The sequence below is a fragment of the Streptomyces sp. NPDC044002 genome, from assembly GCF_056434525.1.
The window spans coordinates 25,523-39,704 of sequence record NZ_JBWKEZ010000059.1 but is presented as its reverse complement, the minus strand read 5'-3'; the positions used below and the strand labels follow the sequence as shown (position 1 = coordinate 39,704).

Here is a 14,182-nt window from a genome sequence, read left to right as displayed (position 1 = left end):
CGCCACCCGAGGAAACGAAGAGGGAGAGGGGGCCCCCAGCGGGGGGGGGGGCGGGCCCCCTCGGCGTTTCCGTGTGTGCTGTTGTGCGCCGTGCCCTGTTGCCGGGCCGCCGGCGGGTCCTACGGGGCCAGCGGAGGACGGTAGACGGTGTCCGGGCCCGCGGAGCGCTCGGGGCCGTCCTCGCGGATCACCTCGCCCTGGACGACCTTGCCGTCCGGGTAGTGGATCCGGGCCTGGGTGAAGGCGTCGCCGAAGCCGCCCGGGGCGCCCGAGGCCATCTTCCGCTCCAGGGTGCGCTCGGCCCGGCGGCCCGCGAAGGCCCGTACGGGCGGCAGCAGCAGGAGCAGGCCGGCGAGGTCGGAGAGCAGGCCGGGCATGATCAGCAGCAGGCCGGCGAGCATGGTCATCGCGTTGCCGGAGCCCTTGGGGGGCTGCGGGGCGGGCGGTATGCCGCCCGCCATCGCCTGCTCCTGGGCCTGCTGGAAGCTGCGGGTGAGGTTCTTGAAGGCGCGGCGGCCGGCCCGCTTGATGACCACCACGCCGAGCACCAGCCCGCCGGCGAGCAGCGCCGCGACGGTGAACCCGCCGGCCGCCCCGGCGACCAGGCTGAGCAGCCAGATCTCCAGGATCAGCCAGGCGGCGACCGCCAGGGGGATGAAGGTACGGGCGGGCGAGCGCCGCCGGGGGGCCGTCGGAGTGCCCGTACTCGAAGGGCCGATGCCGGTCGTCATACCCCCCAGTGTGCCTGCACCCCGGTGAAACCGGGCTCAGCCGGAGGTACCGGGCATCCCCTAGGGGGTGGCCGTCAGCGGCGCTTGCCGGCCAGCTTGGCGGCGCGCTCCTTCAGGCCCCACTGGGTGACCCGCAGGAGGGCCTCGACCACGATGTCCTTGCTCATCTTGCTGTCGCCCAGCTCGCGCTCGACGAAGGTGATGGGCACCTCCACCACCCGGAAGCCCTTGCGGACGGCCCGGCGGGCCAGGTCCACCTGGAAGCAGTAGCCGGCCGAGGCGACCTCGTCGAGGCCGAGCCCCTCCAGGGTCTCGCGGCGGAACGCGCGGTAGCCGCCGGTCACGTCGCGGATCGGGACGTCCAGCATCAGCCGGGAGTAGGTGGACCCGCCGCGGGAGAGGAACTCACGGCTCTTGGGCCAGTTGACGACGCGGCCGCCCGGCACCCAGCGGGAGCCCAGCACCAGGTCGGCGCCGCCCAGCGCGGTGAGCAGCCGGGGCAGCTCCTCCGGCTGGTGGGAGCCGTCGGCGTCCATCTCGACGATGACGCCGTAGCCGTTCTCCAGGCCCCAGGCGAAGCCCGCGAGGTAGGCGGCGCCGAGGCCCTCCTTGCCCTTGCGGTGCATGACGTGGATGTGGTCGTCGGCCGCCGCCAGCTCGTCGGCGAGCTTGCCGGTCCCGTCGGGGCTGTTGTCGTCCGCGACCAGGATGTGGGCTTCGGGGACGGCTGCGCGGACCCGGCCGGTGATCAGGCCGATGTTCTCGGCCTCGTTGTACGTCGGAATGATCACCAAGGTGGTGCCGAGCGGTCCGTACGTCCGCTGCCCGCCATCGCTCACTGGTTCCCCTTGTGTGTTCTTCGTCCGTCCCGTCACGACAGGATGATTTTAGAACAGCCGGCGACCGGGACCGGCGGCCCTTCGGGCCGGACCGGCTCCCGCTGGCTGCGGGCCGCCGTGACCGTTGTCTACTGGGCCGCCGGGCCCGGTCCGGGGCCACCCTCCCCCGGTACGCGCCGGGAGCCGCCCCACCGGCGAAACCTTCCCTCGCCCCCGAGGCGCGGGCGCGCGGAGCGGACGGAGCCGTCCGGTGGGGACGTCCTGGGGTGGGCCCGGCCGAACCTATCCGGGTCGGGCCGCCCGCACCGCACCGAGGCCCGGTGGATCACCCCTGTGGCCGTACGAATACCTCCCGGCCGCCGACCACCGTCGCCAGGCACACCGGCAGGTCCCCGCCCGGGCTCAGGTCGGGCAGGCCGGGGGTGCCGGAGCGGGGGTCGGTGGACCAGCGGGCGACCCGGTCGTCGGGGGCCTGGACCACCAGTTCGCCGGTCTGCCAGACGGCGTAGTCGGCCGGGGCACCGGGCACGAGGGTGCCCGCGTCGTCGCGGCCCAGCGCCCGCCAGCCGCCCCGGGTGTGGGCGGCGAAGGCGGCCCGTACGGAGATCCGGTGCTCGGGGGTGCGGTGGAAGGCGGCGGCGCGGACCGTGCCCCAGGGGTCGAGCGGGGTGACGGGGGCGTCCGAGCCGAAGGCCAGCGGGACGCCGGCCTTGAGCATGGCGGCGAAGGGGTTGAGGGTCCGGGCGCGCCCGGCACCGAGCCGGTCGGCGTACATGCCGTCCTCGCCGCCCCAGGCCGCGTCGAAGGCGGGCTGCACGGAGGCGGTGAGCCCGAGCTCCGCGAAGGCCGCGATGGTCTGCGGGGTCATCATCTCGGCGTGCTCGACGCGGTGCCGGGCGGCCCGGATCCGGTCGAGCCCGACCTTCGCGGCGGCCGCGCGGACGCCCTCGACCACGGCGGCGACGGCGGCGTCCCCGATGGCGTGGAACCCGGCCTGCAGGCCCGCCTCGGTGCAGGCGGCGACGTGCTCGGCGACCTCGGCCGCGTCCAGGTAGCCCGTGCCGGTGTGCGCGGCGTCGGCGTACGGGGCGTGCAGACAGGCGGTGTGCGATCCGAGGGCGCCGTCCACGAACAGGTCGCCGGCCGCGCCGACCGCGCCGAGCTCCTTCGCCAGGGCGAGGTCCCGGTCCGCCCAGTAGCCGTGGACGCGCGGCCCGGGGTGCCCGGCGGCCAGGGCCAGCAGGCCGGTGAAGTCCTCGGCGGAGGAGATGTCGGGCCCGCCGCACTCGTGCACCGAGCCGATGCCGAGGGAGGCCGCCCGGTCCAGGGCCGCCCGCTGCGCCTCGGCGCGCTGGGCGGGGGTGAGGGCGGCGAGCGCGGCACGGCGGACGGCGTGGTGGTCGTCCTTGGTGAGCGGCACGTCGTCGCCGTGCGGGTGCACCTGGGGGACGAGGTCCAGCAGGGCCGTGGTGACCACCGCGGAGTGCACGTCGATGCGGCTCAGGTAGAGCGGGCGGCCGCCGGTGGCCTCGTCGAGCTCGGAGCGGCGCGGCGCGCGGCGCTCGGGCCAGCGGGCGGCGTCCCAGCCGTGGCCGAGGAGCACCCGGTCGGCGGGCCGCCGGCCGGCGTACGCGCGGACGAGGCCGAGGGCCTCGGCGAGGGAGCGGGCGCCGGTCAGGTCGAGGCCGGTGAGGGCGAGGCCGGTGGAGGTGGTGTGGACGTGGGCGTCGGTGAAGGCCGGCGTGACGAGCGCCCCGCCGAGGTCCACGACCTCGTCCACGCCCTGCGCGAAGGCGTCGGCGGCACCCTCGGAGCCGACCCAGGCGACGTGGCCGCGCTCGACGACCATCGCGGTGGCGAAGGGGTCGGCGGGGCTGTGCACCTCGCCTCCGCGGAGGAGGACGGTTCGGGAGGGTGCGGTGGCTCCGGCGGCTTCGGCGGAGGGGGTGCGGTCGGTCATGGGGACCAGTCTCGCCCCTCCGCTGGCCGCGGTTTTCCCCGGGGCTGCGCCCGGACCCCCTGGGGGCTCCGCCCCCAGACCCCCGCGCCTCAAACGCCGGCGGGGCTGGAATGTGCCGGCCGGGGCTGGATCAGACGCGGGGCGGACGGGCTTCGTAGGGGGTGGAGAGGACCACCGTGGTGCGGGTGGAGACGTGGGCCAGGGCGCGGAGGCGGCCCAGGAGGTCCTCCAGTTCCAGCGGGGTGGCGACCCGGACCTTGAGGATGTAGTTCTCGTCGCCCGCGACGCTGTGGCAGGCCTCGATCTCGGGCACGCCGGCCAGCCGGTCCGCGATGTCGTCCGGCGCGCTCGGGTCGAACGGCTTGACCGAGATGAAGGCCGTCAGCGGCAGCCCGACGGCCTCGGGGTCCACGACGGCCGCGTACCCGCGGATGACACCGCGCTGCTCCAGCCTGCGTACTCGCTGGTGGACCGCCGACGTGGACAGGCCCGTGGCCTTGCCCAGGTCCGTGTAGCTCATCCGCCCGTCCCGCACGAGCAGATCCACGATCTGGCGGTCCAGCTCCTCCATTGCGCTCATAGCCGCACAACCTATTGCCCCGAGCGGCTTCCGGCACAGCGGTGTCCACGGAGAAGTGGCACCTGCGGCGGGCATGTGACCAAAGCCACAGGCATGTACGGGCGTACATCCCGCTCTGGTGGTTACTCGTGCCGCGCGGCGGGAAGTGCTTGGTGTGGCCGTGGCCGAAGTACCTGCCCGCCCGGCCCACCCAAGGGGGAGTACATCCATGCTGAACACCAAGCGCGCCGGTCGCACCGAACCGGAGCCCCTGGAATCCGTCGAGACCGACTACGCGGACGACGGGGAGTACCTCGAACCCGGCGACGCCGAGGACTTCGAGGTCCGCCACGCGGTCTGCCCGGACTGCGGCCAGTCGGTCGCCCTCGTCGCGGACGAGGAGCACCTGCCGCAGCACGCGCTGTGCCTGACCCCGTGGAACCCGTTCGGGCTCACGGTGTGCGCCGGCACCGGCCGCCCGGTCTCGGACGCGCTGCCCACGCTGGGCGCGCTCCTGCCGGAGCAGCAGGACCTGGACGCCATCGTGCACCTCGCCCTGCCGCAGGGGCTGGACTGGCGGACGCAGCCGTTCTCGCACGTCGGCGGGCCGGGTTCGCGTCCCGTGCGGCCGGCGGCGGCCGCGCTGCCGAGCCGGAGCCAGCACGCGCAGGCCGCCTGATCCGCGGCTACCAGTAGGTGCCCTGCACCATGCCGGACAGGCTGGCGTGGTGCAGGATCAGCCCGTCGGGGTCGGCGGGGACCTCCACCTCGCCGAAGTACGCCTGCCGGTAGGCGACGCGCAGCATGACGATCCCGTGCCGCAGGGCCGCGTACAGGGTGTGGAACTCCATGTCCCTCGGGGTGTGCCCGGTGAGCTCCGCGTAGCGGCGTTCCAGGTCCTCGCGGCGCAGGAAGTCGGGCAGGCCCGGCTGGCCGAAGCTCACGGTCAGGTCCTGGAAGAAGCGGTGCAGGTAGACGGTCCAGCCGAGGTCGACCTCGCGCGGGGCGTAGGCCGCCATCTCCCAGTCGAGGACGGCCGCCGGCCGGAAGCCGTCGTAGATGACGTTGCCGATGCGGGCGTCGCCCCAGTTGAGGACCGGGTCGCCCTCGTCGGCGGGCCAGAGTTCCTCCAGCCGGTCGAAGGCCCGCTCCAGCAGGGGCGAGCGTGCCAGGCCGGACACCACCCACTCGTAGTAGGCGCGCTGCGCGTCGACGTGGCGGCGCAGCGGGCTGCCCTCGCCCGCCGGGAGCAGGAACTCGGCCTCCTTCGCGGGGAACCGGTCGTGCAGCCGGGCGAGGAGGGAGATGCTCGCCTCCTGGAGTTCGGCCCGCTCGGCGTCGGTGGCGGAGTGCAGCCAGTTGCCCTCGTAGGTGTAGGGCATGACGTCGGGCGGTACGCGGCCCTCGGCGCGGGCCATCACGAAGAACGGCGCCCCGAGCGGGGCCGGGTCCTCCTCCAGCCACAGCACGCGCGGAACGGGCAGGTCGGTGTACTCGGCGACCAGGCTCATCACGCGGTGCTGGCGGGGCATGTCGTAGGTGGGGAAGACGGTGTAGGCGGCCGGGTCGGCGGCCAGGCGCAGGGCGCAGGCGCGGACGGGGGCGTCGGGGTGCTCGATGTCGAAGAGCAGCGTCTCGCTGGACATGCCGTTGGAGCCGGGGACGGTGGTGTTGACGACCTTCGCGCCGGGGAGCCGGCCGTCGAGCCAGGCCGCGAGGCGGCGGCCGAGTTCCTCGGGCTCTCGGGTGGAGGTGCGGGGGCGGGGTGCCGTGGCCATGGCCGGTCCTTCCTGTCTCGGGTGCTGGGTCAGGGGGCGACGGAGGAGTAGTCGGCGAAGCCGCTGGGGTCGTGGCGGCCGAAGCTGCCGTGCTCGAAGATCCCGAAGCCGGTGCGCCCGTCGAGGGTGAAGCGGGCGGAGTGGTCGGTGACGCCGAAGGCGGCCATGGGATGGGCGGCCGGGTCGGAGAGGTCGTAGGTGCGGCGGTCGGTCCAGCCGCGGCCCTGCCAGGTGCCGTGCTGCCAGTCGGCGGCGGGCGGGTAGCCGGCGCCGACGGCGAGCGGGGAGGAGTTCAGGATCTCGACGCCGAGTTCGAGGGGTTTGCGGGAGGGGTCGGCGAGGTGGACGACGGCGCGCTCGGGGTGGCGGGTGCCGGGGCGGTAGGAGATCTCGGTCTGGGGCCAGCCGAGCTGGACGTCGTGGCGGCCGCTGTCCTCGGGGAAGACCTGGACGGCCTCGTTGAGGGTGCGGTGGCCGTCGGCGTCCTCCTGGGCGATGACCATCAGGAAGCGGTCCTCGAAGCGGACGGGTATCCAGAGCCAGTGGAAGCCCTCGGGGCGCATCTCCTCGGCGGCCCGGCCGCCGTCCTCGCCGGGTATCGGGCGCACCCCCCAGCTGCGGTCGCGGGTGCCGGTCCACTCCCCCGGCGTGAGGGTGAACTCCTCGCCGCGGGCGCGGACGGTGCCGGTGACGTTTCCGGCCTGGACGAAGCGGCGGCCTTCGAGCATGAGGCGGTCGCCGCGGCGCTGGATGTGGTGGGGTTCCCAGACGGCGGGGAACTCCGCGGTCCAGGTGATGTCGTACGAGAGTCCGTGCGGGTCCGCCGGGTCGGGTGCGCAGCGCAGGGTGAGCTTCTTGAGCGGTACGTCGACGGTGATCGACAGGGGGCCGACGGAGAGGTTCATCCGGTCGTCGGTGAGGGCGTCGGAGGCGCGGACGGCGAGGAGGTCGTCGCCCAGGCGCAGGGTGGCGTAGGCGTCGATGACCCCGGCGTTGGGGTAGACGCCGAGGCCGAGGATGAGGACGGCGCGGCCGGCGTGGTCGAAGACGTGGAAGATGCAGCGGTCGTAGGCGTTCCGGTCGCCGCTGACGTGGTGCTTCATCGACAGCGGGGCCTGGTGGACGGGGTACTCGTCGAGGGCGACGGGGCGGTCCGCGGGCACGGCAAACCTCCTGGGGCACGGGGGCGGGCAGGGCTGCTGAGCGGATATGACGGTACGTCAGAAACCGCGCCCGGTGCCAGGGTTCCGGCACACCCTGCCAAGGCGGCACGGCGAGCCACCGCACGGCTCCGAGGCCCTGCCCCGCCCCCGCACCGGAGATCAGGGGCAGGTCTCGCCGAACTGGACGACGATCAGCTCCACCGGTCCTCCGTTCAGGGGGTTGCCCCCCTTCGGGAGCTGGGCGCACACCTGCCAGTTCGTCTCCAGGCGGACCGTCCGGCCCTGCAGCCCGTCCTTCACGGTGATGCCCGTGCCGGAGGGCAGGGCGTCCCGGGCGGCCTTCACGGACTTGCGATAGAAGTCCGGCGTCGCGCCGGCCGCCGCCGAGGGCAGACCGGGATCCGCGGCCGGGCAGGTCTCATCGGCCTTCACCGCGCCGAAGTCGATCCTGGCTTCGGTGGACGCGGCGCCGGGACCGGGGCTCTGGAAGCACACCTTCCAGTTCCGGTCGAAGGCCTGGGCGCGCCCGCGGCCCAGGCCGTCGTGCGAGACGAGGAGGTGGAAACCGGCGGCCTGCGCCTCGTCCTGCGCGGCCTGGAGACCCTTGCCGACGAGGTCGGGGAGGGTGCCCTGCTTCGCGGGAGCGGAAGCGGGGGCCGAGGCCGGGGCGGAACCGGGCGCGGCTCCGCCGGAGGGCTTCGCCTCCTGGCAGCCGGTGAGCGCGAGGAGCGCGGTGACGGCCAGGGCCGCCGCAAGGGCGTGACGTGTACGCATCAGCCCATGATCGCCACCGCGCGGCCCCGCGAACAGTGGGAAGGGTCGAACGGATGGGCGCGGACGGGGACGGGTTACCCCCGCGCCGGGTGCGGCGTTGGCCGTGCATGACCACTCTCGACACACCGTCGGCGAGAGCGGGGCGCAGGCGGCGTCCCACCCCGCCGGGTTACGAAGAATCGGTTCAGCAGACGGTCCCGGCGCCGGGCGGACAGCACGGCCGGCCCCGCAACCCCGACCCGCCCATCTACGGCGACCTCCTCGCCCGCTGGGCCGCCGCCGGCCGCACCCTGCCGGGTCGGCGCGACCCGGAGTGGTCCCGTATCGCGTCATCGCCGATCTGGCCTAGCGGGCCGTTGTACGAGTCCTGAGCGGGACGCCCTAGCGGCCCGCTGGAGGCTCCAGCGGGCCCCCTTCCCGCAACGTCTTCCAGATCGTGGCGAGCGCCAGGAGCTGCGCCAGGCAGAACGCCACCGAGGCGAAGCGCATCTGGTAGACGTACGCGACGAGGCCGGCGCTGGTCGGCCAGTAGCGCCGCTCGCTCTGGAACGTCTGGACGTCCATGACCAGGCCGGTGAACGTCATGACCGAGGCGAAGGCGGCCATGGCCGGGTTCGTCCCCTCCATGCTCTGGCCGATGGTCTGGGCGATCACCTGGTGGGCGACGACCGGAACGGTGAACGCGACGGCGACACCGAGCGCCTTGGTCGGCCCGTGCCGGCCGGGGAGGTCACGCCAGAGCGCGCCCAGGAAGAACCCTCCGGCCACCCAGGTGGACTGCCAGAAGACGATCTCGAGAAGGATGGAGAGGAAGCCTGCGTCGTACTGGGTGGTCAGGAGCCACGATTCGTTCCTGATCATGTCCGTCCAGTACATCAGCGCAGTGGCGGGCAAGCCGACGTAGCAGGCGACGAGCGCCCCGCGGCACGCGTTGCCCCACCAGGTGGGCATGGGCCCGCAGGCAAACGGCAGGTCGACCGGCCGCACACCTTCCGGCAGGCACTGGTCCAACTCGTCGATCTCGTGCTCGATCGACTCCTGCGTCGGGGTGCGTTCACCCGACGACCCGGCGCCCGCGCGCTGGAGCCGCGATTGGAGCTGCCGGAAGCGCCGCGCGAGGCGCAGCAATTCGGAACGGTCCGTCCGCGAGACGGTCTTGCCGAGCGGGACGTTGTCCGCCGAGGGCTGTTCCAGCACGGATCTGGCCTGTCCCAGAGCGAGCAGACCCCAGGCCACGGCGAGGCTGACGATCACGATGACGATGTCACCGGAGAAGCCGTAGTAGGAGGCGTAGCTGGGGACCACGATGAGCGCGAACAGCACCACCAGCAGGAACTTCTCGGCCTGGTTGGGCGTGAACGAGTCCTCTTCGCGCTGTTCGGAACGGCAGACGCGGAGCACCCCCACCAGGGCCAAGGGCGTCAGGTAGGCGGCGCCTCCCAGCAGAGCACTGAGAGAGTAGTAAGGGGACCACCACCACCACTGGTCGTAGTAGTACGCCCATTGGCCCCCGTACGTCCGCCAGCGGGGGTCCACGAGCCAGCTGATGCGTTCCCAGCTGCGCTCGAAGGCGAAGTAGGACCACAGGAGGGTCGCGCCCGCCACCACGAAAGAGATCGCTGCCAGCAGCCGTCGCGGCAGCCCTCCGCCTCCCATGAGCAGGACCCGCTGTCCGGACGAGAGCAGCCCCAGTACCCCCACGAAGAGCACCGTCAGCAGGACGAGCAGCACGATCCAGGAACCGGGGGGATGGATCTCGGCGTCGCTGTTGGCCAGCAGAGCGTTTTCCGACCATTCGACGTAGGCGTAGGCTGCCGCCAAACAGAGCGTGAAGGCACACGCCCCGATGAGGAAGGGTTTCCCCACCCTACCCAGGAAGCACAGAGCGAGCCCGACCAGCAGCAGAGCGAACAGCCAGACAGCCCCCTCGTAATCCCAGTGCCAGGACATCTGCTGGCGCATGAAACGGTAGGCGTTGTCACCCAGGAAGAACACGAGGGCGAGCAGCGCCTGCACGAGCGCCCACGTCTTCAACGTCTTGAGTGACTGTTCCTCCTCCGGCATCAGGCCGTCGCCCAGACCTCGCCGGAGCTTCCTGACACAGAGCAGCAAGAGCACGCTCGCCTCCAGGAACCAAAAGGCACCCGAGGCGCTGTCGTAGCCGAAGGTTTCCCAGAACTCACTCTGCGTCGCGGCGATGGCGCTCCATTGCTGTGCCGCGGGCGGACGGAACGCCACCCGAAAGGCCTCGCCACCGTTTCGCTGCTGCCATTTCAGTTCGGTGCCCTTTTCACCGAAGGCCGGCGCGGGGCTGACCGACATGGCGCCGGGGCCGCCCAGCCGGACGTGCACGTCCTCCCACGTGGCCCTCGCGAGATTCGGCGGCGGTTTCAGTCCGAGGACCCACTCGTTCTCGCCCGCGTCGAGCTGCCAGGGCCCGACGTGATACGGACCGAGCACCTGAATCCATGAGACGGCCTCGTAGTGGACGGTGGTCAACTTGCCGTCGGCCGTCACAGTCAGCGGTTTGAGACGCCACTCGCGGTCGAAGAAGCCCTCTTCATCCGTGTCCGTGACCTTCCCCAGCAGACAGCGCAGCGCGAAGCGGTATCGCGGTGAGCGGGAGTCCAGGAGCAGGTCCGGGGCGGGCCCCCAGCTGGTCGGGACCCGGATCTCCATCACGCTGGTGAGCAGGCTGTAGTCACGGCCGCGGTGGTCGAACTCCGCCGAGGCGGTGACCTTCGCCCCGCCCAGCTGGTCCGCCCGGCAGGGGTCCGCCGCGGCGGCCCGGACCCCCGGGGCCTGGACGGCGAGGAGGGCGAGCAGCAGCAGTACGTACGGCAGGAGCAGGCCGGAGCGTCTGAGGCGGGTCACCGCCCATGATCTTCTCCGGCGGGCCCGTGCGGCTCCCGGCGACACGGCGGAACCCCTGCGGGTTCAGCCCTGCGGCCGAGAGCCTTCACACGTCCGGCGTCAGCGGGTCTCGGGGCCGGCCAGGTGGCGGGCGATGACCATGCGCTGGATCTGGTTGGTGCCCTCCACGATCTGGAGGACCTTCGCCTCGCGCATCAGCCGCTCCACCGGGAAGTCCGCGGTGTAGCCGTAGCCGCCGAGGATCTGCACCGCGTCCGTGGTGACGGCCATGGCCGCGTCCGTGCAGAAGAGCTTGGCCATCGCCGCCTGCCGGGAGAAGGGCTTGCCCGCGTCCCGCAGCCGCGCGGCCGCGAGGTAGAGCGACCGGCCCGCCTCGATCTTGGTGGCCATGTCGGCGAGCATGAAGCGCAGCCCCTGGAAGTCCGCGATCGGGTGCCCGAACTGCTTGCGGCCGAGGGCGTACGAGACGGCCTCGTCCAGGGCCGCCTGGGCGACGCCTATGGCGCAGGCCGCGATCCCGAGCCGGCCGGCGTCCAGGGCCGCCAGGGCGATGGTGAAGCCCTGGCCCTCCTCGCCGATCCGCCGGGAGTCGGGCACGCGGACGCCGTCGAAGTGCAGCTGGGCGGTGGGCGAGCCCTTCATGCCCATCTTCTTCTCGGGGACGGCCGCCGTCAGGCCGGGGGCGTCGCCGGGGACGAGGAAGGCGGTGATGCCCTTGGCGCCGGGGGCTCCGGTGCGCGCGAGGACGGTGTAGAAGTCGGCGACGCCGCCGTGGGTGATCCAGGCCTTCGTGCCGGTGATCACCCAGTCGTCGCCGTCGCGGACCGCCTTGGTGGTCAGCGACGCGGCGTCCGAACCGGCGGCCGGCTCGGAGAGGCAGTACGCGCCGAGCAGCCCGCCGCCGAGCATGTCGGGCAGGTGGGCCGCCTGCTGCTGCTTGGTGCCGTAGCCGGCCAGGCCGTGGCAGGCCAGGGAGTGCACGCTGACGCCGAGGCCGACGGTCAGGCGGGCGGCCGCCAGCTCCTCCAGTACCTGGAGGTAGACCTCGTACGGCTGCTCGCCGCCGCCGAACTCGCCGTCGTACGGGAGGCCGAGCAGGCCGGCCTCGGACAGCAGGGTGAAGACCTCGCGGGGGAACCTGCCGGTCTCCTCCTCGTCCGCGGCATGCGGGCGGATCTCCCTCTGGGCGATCTCGCGTACGAGCGCGAGGAGGTCCCGGGACTCCTCGGTGGGCAGCTGACGGTCCACCGGCTGCGGGGCGCGGTCGGTCATGGCGGCGCTCTCCTCCCTCGTCGGGCACGGCGGCGACGCGTGAGGTGTGGGACGCGCCGCCGGGTCTCGGTGCTCTCACAGCCGAATGCTGCCCTCCCGGGTTACGGAACGGCTCGCTCAGCGGCTGCGGCGGCTTGAGTATGCCCGATCAGGCGCTTTACGTCACCGGTACATGATTGCCATGATCATTCGATCCGCTCGCGGCCTCCTCGGGAGCCGGTGGAGGAGCCGGACAGTCGGGGACGAACTCCTCGATCACGGTCAGCGTCGCCCGCAGCTGTCGCACGAGCAGGGCGGCGAGGGCGTCCCGCCCGGGGCGCGCCGCGGCAGGCGGGGTGCCGATCCAGTCGAGGGTGGCGCCCTCCACGCCGGAGAGCCAGCCGACGAGGGCGAGCCGGGCCAGGGGCGGGACCTCGCGGCGGCCGTAGGCGCCCTCGGCGATGGTGGCGACGAGTTCCTCGCGGACGGAGTCGCGGATGGCCAGCACCTCGTCGTCGGAGCCGACCCCGCCGGTGACGATGGTGCGGTAGGCGGCGCGGTGGTGCTCGGCGTAGTGGAGGTAGCCGTCGATCGTGCGGCGGGCCCGTTCGGCGGCCGGCAGGCCGGTGTCCCCTCCGGCGCGGGCAACGAGGCCGGCGACGGAGTCCTCGACGATCGCGAGGTAATAGCCGCGCTTGCTCTTGAAGTAGTAGTAGACGAGCCCCTTGGCGACGCCGGCCTGGCGCGCGATGTCGTCCATGGAGAGGGCGTCGTACGGGGTGTCGGCGAACAACTTCCGCCCGATGGCTATGAGTTCGGCCCGTCGAACCTGCGAACGCGGGGCTGTGCCGCGCTGTTGACTATTATTCAAATTCAGCCCTAGCCTCGAACCGCCACAGGATTTGCCCGCAGTATGGCAGACCTGCCTGTCGCGCTCCTTTCGCACCGATCCTCCGGAATCCACACGGGAGGCACATCATGGGCAAGGGCAACAGAGCGGCCGTCGAGGGCCGGGTCGACTGGCGGAAGTCGGCGCTCGTCGCGCTGCCGGCGGCCGCCCTGGTCGGGGTGCTGGGGGTGGTGACGGCGCAGGGGGCGCTCGCCGCGTCCTTCGCCGTCTCGGGCACCTCCTTCCAGGTCTCCTCCTCCAAGCTGAGCAGCAAGGGGCTCGCCTCCTACGTGCACACCGACCGCTCCGTCGACGGCAAGGGGCACCCCGTCGCGCTGCTGGGCATCGGGGAGGCCACGCTCACCGACATCTGCCAGTCCGCCGAGGTGGACACCCCGGTGGGGAAGGTCGTGTTCAAACTCACCGCCGGCGGGCCGGCCGGGAACGTGACCGCCAGCAACCTGGTCATCGACGGCGAGGACCTGGACGGGGACGCCACCTTCGGCACGGCGCAGATCGGCCGGGACGCCTCCACCCTCGACCAGGTGGACGGGGTGCGGGGCGAACCCGGCAAGTTCGGCCTCCAGGCCGGGAACATCGAGGTCGTGGGCGTGAAGTCGCACGCCTGGTCCGCGACCGGCGGCAACTTCCGGCTCAAGGGCATGAAGCTGGACGTGAGCCTGGACGGCGGGAAGTGCTTCTAGGGCTCCGGGCGCCGTCACTGCCGCTGCCCGGCCTGCGGGCGCGGCTGCGGGCCTGGCGGCGGACCCGGCCGTTCTGGGGCGGCCTGCTGCTGGTCCTGGGCGGGGCCGAGCTGCTGCTGGTCCCGCTCTCGCCGCTGACGGTGCTGGTCAGCCTCGGGCTGGGCGGGATCGCCGCGATCGGGATCGGGGCCGCGCTGATGGTGGCGGGGCTGTTCCTGTGGTTCCTGCCGCAGGCGCGGGCGTACGTGTCGGTGCACGCCCTGCTGCTGTCGGTGCTGTCCTTCGTGGCGACCAACCTGGGCGGGTTCCTCGTCGGCATGCTGCTCGGGATCGCGGGCAGCGCCCTGGGTTTCGGCTGGACCCCGCTGCCGGAGGAAGGGGCCGGGGAGAAGACCGGGGAGGAGGCCGGGGAGGCCGGAAAGCGGACCCGGGAAGGGGCCGGGGGCGGGGCGGCGGCGGGCGGGGCAGGGCGGCTGCCGGCCGCCGTGCTGCCCGTTGTCCTGCTGGCCGCGCTGGCCGCCGGAACCCCGCAGGCGCGGGCGGAGGCGGCCGGCGCGGGGGGGCCCCCACCGGGCCCCCCCCCCCCCCCAACCCCCCCCCCCCCGCTTCCTCCACCAGGGGTTTTCCCTCCCGCCGTCCCCCAAACCCCCCCAACCAGAA

At 73.0% G+C, this 14,182-nt stretch carries 13 protein-coding genes; 3 read left to right on the top strand and 10 right to left on the bottom strand.

Translation table 11 applies throughout. From position 1 onward, the window contains the following. Positions 1–119 precede the first annotated feature (119 nt). The 4 genes from fxsA to AC07A6_RS32410 form a co-directional block, all read right to left on the bottom strand. The gene (gene fxsA / locus AC07A6_RS32425; protein ID WP_478779517.1) at positions 120–731 is read right to left on the bottom strand and encodes an FxsA family membrane protein; all 612 of its coding nucleotides are present in this window, start codon (positions 729–731) and stop codon (positions 120–122) included. A 74-nt stretch (positions 732–805) separates the two neighbouring features. Beyond that, the gene (locus AC07A6_RS32420; RefSeq protein WP_362467476.1) at positions 806–1,570 is read right to left on the bottom strand and encodes a polyprenol monophosphomannose synthase; all 765 of its coding nucleotides are present in this window, start codon (positions 1,568–1,570) and stop codon (positions 806–808) included. 325 nt (positions 1,571–1,895) lie between these two features. Next, positions 1,896–3,530 carry an amidohydrolase gene (locus AC07A6_RS32415; protein ID WP_478779516.1) on the bottom strand — a complete coding sequence of 545 codons (1,635 nt, stop codon included), beginning with the start codon at positions 3,528–3,530 and terminating at the stop codon, positions 1,896–1,898. 130 nt (positions 3,531–3,660) lie between these two features. Continuing rightward, complete coding sequence (locus tag AC07A6_RS32410; RefSeq protein WP_030011705.1) at positions 3,661–4,101, bottom strand: Lrp/AsnC family transcriptional regulator; 441 nt, start codon at positions 4,099–4,101, stop codon at positions 3,661–3,663. 217 nt (positions 4,102–4,318) lie between these two features. On the opposite strand from AC07A6_RS32410, the gene AC07A6_RS32405 reads away from it, so the two are divergent. After that, on the top strand, positions 4,319–4,768 hold the full coding sequence (locus tag AC07A6_RS32405) for a hypothetical protein (RefSeq protein ID WP_362467474.1): 450 nt from the start codon (positions 4,319–4,321) through the stop codon (positions 4,766–4,768). Between the two features lie 7 nt (positions 4,769–4,775). Here the strand turns inward: AC07A6_RS32405 and AC07A6_RS32400 are convergent, their stop codons facing one another. From AC07A6_RS32400 to AC07A6_RS32375, 6 genes are all read right to left on the bottom strand, one after another. Next, complete coding sequence (locus tag AC07A6_RS32400; RefSeq protein WP_478779515.1) at positions 4,776–5,867, bottom strand: phosphotransferase family protein; 1,092 nt, start codon at positions 5,865–5,867, stop codon at positions 4,776–4,778. A 29-nt stretch (positions 5,868–5,896) separates the two neighbouring features. Continuing rightward, a complete protein-coding gene (locus tag AC07A6_RS32395; protein WP_386275188.1) occupies positions 5,897–6,970 on the bottom strand; it encodes an Rv3169 family protein in 1,074 nt (357 codons plus the stop codon). A 219-nt stretch (positions 6,971–7,189) separates the two neighbouring features. Then, complete coding sequence (locus AC07A6_RS32390) at positions 7,190–7,804, bottom strand: hypothetical protein (protein WP_478779514.1); 615 nt, start codon at positions 7,802–7,804, stop codon at positions 7,190–7,192. A gap of 381 nt (positions 7,805–8,185) precedes the next feature. Next, positions 8,186–10,678 (bottom strand): DUF6185 family protein, encoded by a 2,493-nt coding sequence (locus AC07A6_RS32385; RefSeq protein ID WP_478779513.1) that lies wholly within the window; start codon positions 10,676–10,678, stop codon positions 8,186–8,188. A 99-nt stretch (positions 10,679–10,777) separates the two neighbouring features. Continuing rightward, the gene (locus AC07A6_RS32380) at positions 10,778–11,950 is read right to left on the bottom strand and encodes an acyl-CoA dehydrogenase (RefSeq protein ID WP_478779512.1); all 1,173 of its coding nucleotides are present in this window, start codon (positions 11,948–11,950) and stop codon (positions 10,778–10,780) included. A gap of 157 nt (positions 11,951–12,107) precedes the next feature. Beyond that, entirely contained in the window at positions 12,108–12,800 is a 693-nt protein-coding gene (locus AC07A6_RS32375; RefSeq protein WP_362467468.1) for a TetR/AcrR family transcriptional regulator, read from the bottom strand. Between the two features lie 107 nt (positions 12,801–12,907). Here AC07A6_RS32375 and AC07A6_RS32370 point away from each other — a divergent pair, with 107 nt between their 5' ends. Both AC07A6_RS32370 and AC07A6_RS32365 read left to right on the top strand, forming a co-directional pair. Further along, a complete protein-coding gene (locus AC07A6_RS32370) occupies positions 12,908–13,522 on the top strand; it encodes a DUF6230 family protein (RefSeq protein WP_478779511.1) in 615 nt (204 codons plus the stop codon). Then, a partial coding sequence (locus tag AC07A6_RS32365; RefSeq protein ID WP_478779510.1) for a DUF6114 domain-containing protein occupies positions 13,513–14,182 on the top strand: 670 nt, incomplete at its 3' end. The genes AC07A6_RS32370 and AC07A6_RS32365, both read left to right, overlap by 10 nt.

Bases quoted from the DNA above. Each gene is read 5' to 3' on its own strand.
- fxsA (WP_478779517.1), bottom strand. From the start codon at position 731: ATGACGACCGGCATCGGCCCTTCGAGTACGGGCACTCCGACGGCCCCC.
- AC07A6_RS32415 (WP_478779516.1), bottom strand. From the start codon at position 3,530: ATGACCGACCGCACCCCCTCCGCCGAAGCCGCCGGAGCCACCGCACCC.
- AC07A6_RS32410 (WP_030011705.1), bottom strand. From the start codon at position 4,101: ATGGAGGAGCTGGACCGCCAGATCGTGGATCTGCTCGTGCGGGACGGG.
- AC07A6_RS32405 (WP_362467474.1), top strand. From the start codon at position 4,319: ATGCTGAACACCAAGCGCGCCGGTCGCACCGAACCGGAGCCCCTGGAA.
- AC07A6_RS32400 (WP_478779515.1), bottom strand. From the start codon at position 5,867: ATGGCCACGGCACCCCGCCCCCGCACCTCCACCCGAGAGCCCGAGGAA.
- AC07A6_RS32395 (WP_386275188.1), bottom strand. From the start codon at position 6,970: ATGAAGCACCACGTCAGCGGCGACCGGAACGCCTACGACCGCTGCATC.
- AC07A6_RS32390 (WP_478779514.1), bottom strand. From the start codon at position 7,804: ATGCGTACACGTCACGCCCTTGCGGCGGCCCTGGCCGTCACCGCGCTC.
- AC07A6_RS32380 (WP_478779512.1), bottom strand. From the start codon at position 11,950: ATGACCGACCGCGCCCCGCAGCCGGTGGACCGTCAGCTGCCCACCGAG.
- AC07A6_RS32370 (WP_478779511.1), top strand. From the start codon at position 12,908: ATGGGCAAGGGCAACAGAGCGGCCGTCGAGGGCCGGGTCGACTGGCGG.